This is a genomic window from Mycobacterium sp. DHQP2018-32-09, assembly GCF_058148405.1.
On sequence record NZ_JBYVYK010000103.1, the window covers coordinates 1 to 4,082 of the forward strand.

3 protein-coding genes are annotated in these 4,082 nt (G+C 71.1%); all 3 read right to left on the bottom strand.

Annotation, left to right across the window (positions count from 1 at the left end; genetic code table 11):
* On the bottom strand, positions 1-1,547 hold a 1,547-nt coding region (ftsW, locus tag AC30CM_RS26770; RefSeq protein ID WP_490119942.1), incomplete at its 3' end, for a putative lipid II flippase FtsW.
* A gap of 170 nt (positions 1,548-1,717) precedes the next feature.
* On the bottom strand, positions 1,718-2,797 hold the full coding sequence (gene mraY / locus AC30CM_RS26775; protein WP_490119940.1) for a phospho-N-acetylmuramoyl-pentapeptide-transferase: 1,080 nt from the start codon (positions 2,795-2,797) through the stop codon (positions 1,718-1,720).
* On the bottom strand, positions 2,794-4,082 hold a 1,289-nt coding region (locus tag AC30CM_RS26780), incomplete at its 5' end, for a UDP-N-acetylmuramoyl-tripeptide--D-alanyl-D-alanine ligase (RefSeq protein ID WP_490119941.1). The genes AC30CM_RS26780 and mraY, both read right to left, overlap by 4 nt.

A 4,082-nucleotide genomic window follows, 5' to 3' on the forward strand; every position in this document is an offset into this window, starting at 1 on the left:
GCCTGCGCCTTGGCCGCCGCCCGGGCGTCGGCCCGGGGGCCACCCCGCGCGGCGGTCCGGGCCACCGCCTTGCCGGCCTTGCCGGGCTTGCCGGCCTTGCCGGTCTTGCCCGCCTTCGCAGGGCCCTTCGCGGGCGGCTTCGACGGTCTGCCGATCGCCTTGGGGGCGTTGGCCGTCGGACGTGCCTGCGGCCTGGGTCGCGCCTTGGTGCGCAACCGGTCGCGCGCCGTTTCCAGCCGGGTGGGTACGTACGGTTCCGGAAGCGGCAGCCGCAGGAAGCGGTTCATCCGGTCGTCGCGCCCGGCGCGCAGTGCGGCGACCGCCTCGGGTTCGTGCCGGGCCGCGTTAGTGATCAGCCCCATCATGAGGAGCGTGGTGGCCGTGGACGTGCCGCCGGCCGATATCAGCGGCAGCTGCAGGCCGGTCACCGGAAGCAGACCCACCACGTAGCCGACGTTGATGAAGGCCTGGCCCACCACCCACAGCGTGGTGGTGGCGGTGAGCAGCCGCAGGAACGGGTCCGCCGAGCGGCGCGCGATCCGCATGCCGGTGTAGGCGAACAGCCCGAACAGCAGCAGCAGCCCGAACGCGCCGACGAAGCCGAGTTCCTCACCGATGATCGCGAAGATGAAGTCGTTGTGCGCGTTGGGCAGGTAGTTCCACTTCGCGGTGCCCTGTCCCAGGCCGTCGCCGAAGATGCCGCCGTTGGCCAGCGCGAACCTGGCCTGCTTGGACTGGTAGCCCGAGCCCTGTGCATCGGCCGACGGATCCAGCCAGGCCTGCACGCGGGTCGAGCGGTAGCCCGCCGAGACCGCCATGATGGCCGCGGCCACCACGACCAGGAACAGGGAGCTGGCGAACACCTTGAGCGGCAGGCCGACGTACCACAGCAGGCCCAGCAGGATGATGCCCAGCGACACACACTGCCCGAGGTCGGGCTGAATCACGATGAGCGTCAACGCGATCACCGCCGCGGGCACCAGTGGCACCAGCATCTCGCGCAGCGACGCCTGCTCCATGCGGCGCGTCGCGAGGATGTGCGCACCCCAGATGGCGAAGGCGATCTTGGCCAGCTCCGAGGGCTGCATGGAGAAGCCGGCGACCACGAACCAGCCGCGGGAGCCGTTCGACAGCGTGCCGATGCCGGGGATGAGCACCAGCACCAACATGACGATGGTCGCGGCGAAACCGGGCAGCGCGATGCGGCGCAGCAGTTGGATCGGCATCCGCAGTGCCACGTAGAACGCCACCAGGCCGACGCAGGTCCACAGCACCTGCTTGCCGAAGATGGCCCACGGGGTGCCGTCGTCGTCGTAGGACCGCACGCCCGACGCCGACAGCACCATGATGAGCCCCAGCGTCGTCAACAACGCGGCCACGGCGATGATCAGGTGGAAGGACGTCATCGGGCGCTCCAGCCAGGCGCCGAACTTGGTACGCGGGGCGGTCACCGTCGCGGCGGCCTCACTGCTGCCCTCGGCGGGGCGGGTCTTGGGCCGCGGACGAAGCCGGGACGGTGTCGTGGGCCGCGGACGAAGCCGGGACAGTAGCGCGCGCACGGTCACCTGCTCGTCTCATCTGTCCCTTGCACCCCAAAATCCTCTCCTGTCACACCAGCGAACGGCCGGACATCCGGCGCGTGTCGCGAAACGGGTCGATAACGACGTCCCCCCGGCGGTCCCCGACGCCCGGACACCGCAGACGCGGCGGGTGCGGACTAACCGCCGACGGCCGCCAGCCACTCGCTGTAGAACAGCGCCACGCCCAGACCACAGGCGATCGCCGTGAGCAGCCAGAAGCGGATGATCACCGTGGTCTCGGCCCATCCCACCAGCTCGAAGTGATGGTGGAACGGCGCCATCCGGAACACCCGGCGACCCGTCGTGCGGAAGGCCAGGATCTGCACCACCACCGACGTCACCTCGGCGACGAACAGCGCGCCCAGCACGATCGCCAGCGTCTCGGTCCGGCTGGTCACCGACAACCCGGCGATGATGCCACCCAGCGCCAGCGAACCCGTGTCGCCCATGAAGATCTTCGCGGGGGCCGCGTTCCACCACAGAAAGCCGATGCACGCACCCGCCGTCGCCGCCGCGACCAACGCGAGGTCCAGCGGATCGCGCACGTTGTAGCAGCCCAGGCCGGGACTGGTCGCACAGGCGTTGCGGAACTGCCAGAACGTGATGAGCACGTACGCCGCCGACACCATCGCCATGGCCCCGGCCGCCAGCCCGTCCAGGCCGTCGGTGAAGTTCACCGCATTCGACCACGCGCTCACCAGCACCACCACGAACAGCACGAACACCGCGGGCGCCAGCGTCACCGTCGCGATCTCGCGGACGTAGGACAGCTCCGGGCTGCCGGGCGTCAGCCCGTCGCCGTTGCGGAACCGCAGCGCCAGCACGCCGAACAGCACGGCGGCCACCAGCTGACCGACGGTCTTGGCCGTCTTGTTCAGGCCGAGATTGCGGGCCCGCCGCAGCTTGATCAGATCGTCGAGGAAGCCGACGGCGCCCAGCGCGGTGGCCAACCCCAGCACCAGCAGGCCCGACGCCGACGGCCCACGGCCGTCGAGCGCCAACCCCACCAGGTGCGTGCCGAGGTAGCCCGCCCACATGCCCGCCAGGATCGCCACGCCACCCATCGACGGCGTGCCGCGCTTCTTCTTGTGACTCGGCGGCCCGTCCTCGCGGATCTCGTGGCCGAAGCCCTGCCGGGTGAAGATGCGGATCAGGGCCGGCGTCAACAGGATCGACACCGCCAGCGCGATGCCGACGGCGATCAGGATCTGCCTCACGCGGTGTCCCCAGCGGCCAGCGCCTCGGCCAGCGGGCCCAGCCCGGTGGAATTGGAGGCCTTCACGAGCACCACGTCGCCGGGACGCAACTCCGACCGCAGCAACGCCAGCGCGGCGTCGGCATCGGCGACCATGGTCGACTCACTGCCCCACGATCCCTCCATGACGGCCCCGTGATGCATGGCGCTCATCGATCTCCCGGTTCCCACGACGACGAGTCGTGACACGTCCAAACGCACGGCCAGTCGGCCGATGCCATCATGCTCTGCGATCGCGTCGTCACCGAGTTCGGCCATTTCTCCCAGCACCGCCCAGCTACGCCGCGGCAACCCGTCGGCCCCCGCCCCCGAGCGCGCCATCCAGGCCAACGCCTTCAGCCCCGCCCGCATGGAATCCGGGTTCGCGTTGTAGGCGTCGTTGACCACGGTGACGCCGTCGGCGCGCGTGCTGACCTGCATGCGGCGTCGCGACACCGGGCCCGCCGTGGCCAGCGCCGCGGCCACCTGCTCCAGGGTGGCCCCGCATTCCAGCGCGACGGCGGCCGCGCACAGCGCGTTGGACACCTGGTGATCGCCGTGCACGGCCAGCGTCACGTCCACGGCGTCGTCGCCGGCGTGCAGCGTGAAGCGCGGTCGCGCCAGCTCGTCGAGCGTGACGGCATCGGCCCACACGTCGGCGCCCGGACTGCGCCCCACCCGCACGACGCGCGCGCAGGTGACGTCGGCCATCGCGGCCACCGCCGTGTCGTCGGCGTTGAGCACCACCACACCGGAGGACGGAACCGATTGCGGCAGTTCGGACTTGGTCTTCGCAATGGCCTCGCGCGAGCCGAACTCCCCCAGATGGGCGGTGCCGACGTTGAGCACCACGCCGATCGACGGCGGCGCGATGGCGGCCAGCGCGGCGATGTTGCCGGGGTGGCGCGCCGACATCTCCACGATCAGAAAGTCGGTGGTGGTGGTCGCGCGCAGCACCGTCCACGGATGGCCCAGCTCGTTGTTGAACGACCCGGGTGGGGCGATCACCTCACCGAGCGGGGTCAGCACCGCCGCCAACAGGTCCTTGGTGGACGTCTTGCCCGACGAGCCGGTCACCCCGACGATGCGCAGCCCGCCCGCAACGAGTTCGGCCGCCACCGCCGCGGCGAGCTTGGCCAGCGCCGCGAGCACCGCCGCCGCAGAGCCGTCGGTGTCGTGCTCCAGCAGGCCCGCGCCGCCGTCCTCAGCGGTCGCAGGCGGCACCACGATCGCGGGCACGCCGACGGGCCGGGCCGCCAGGACCCCGA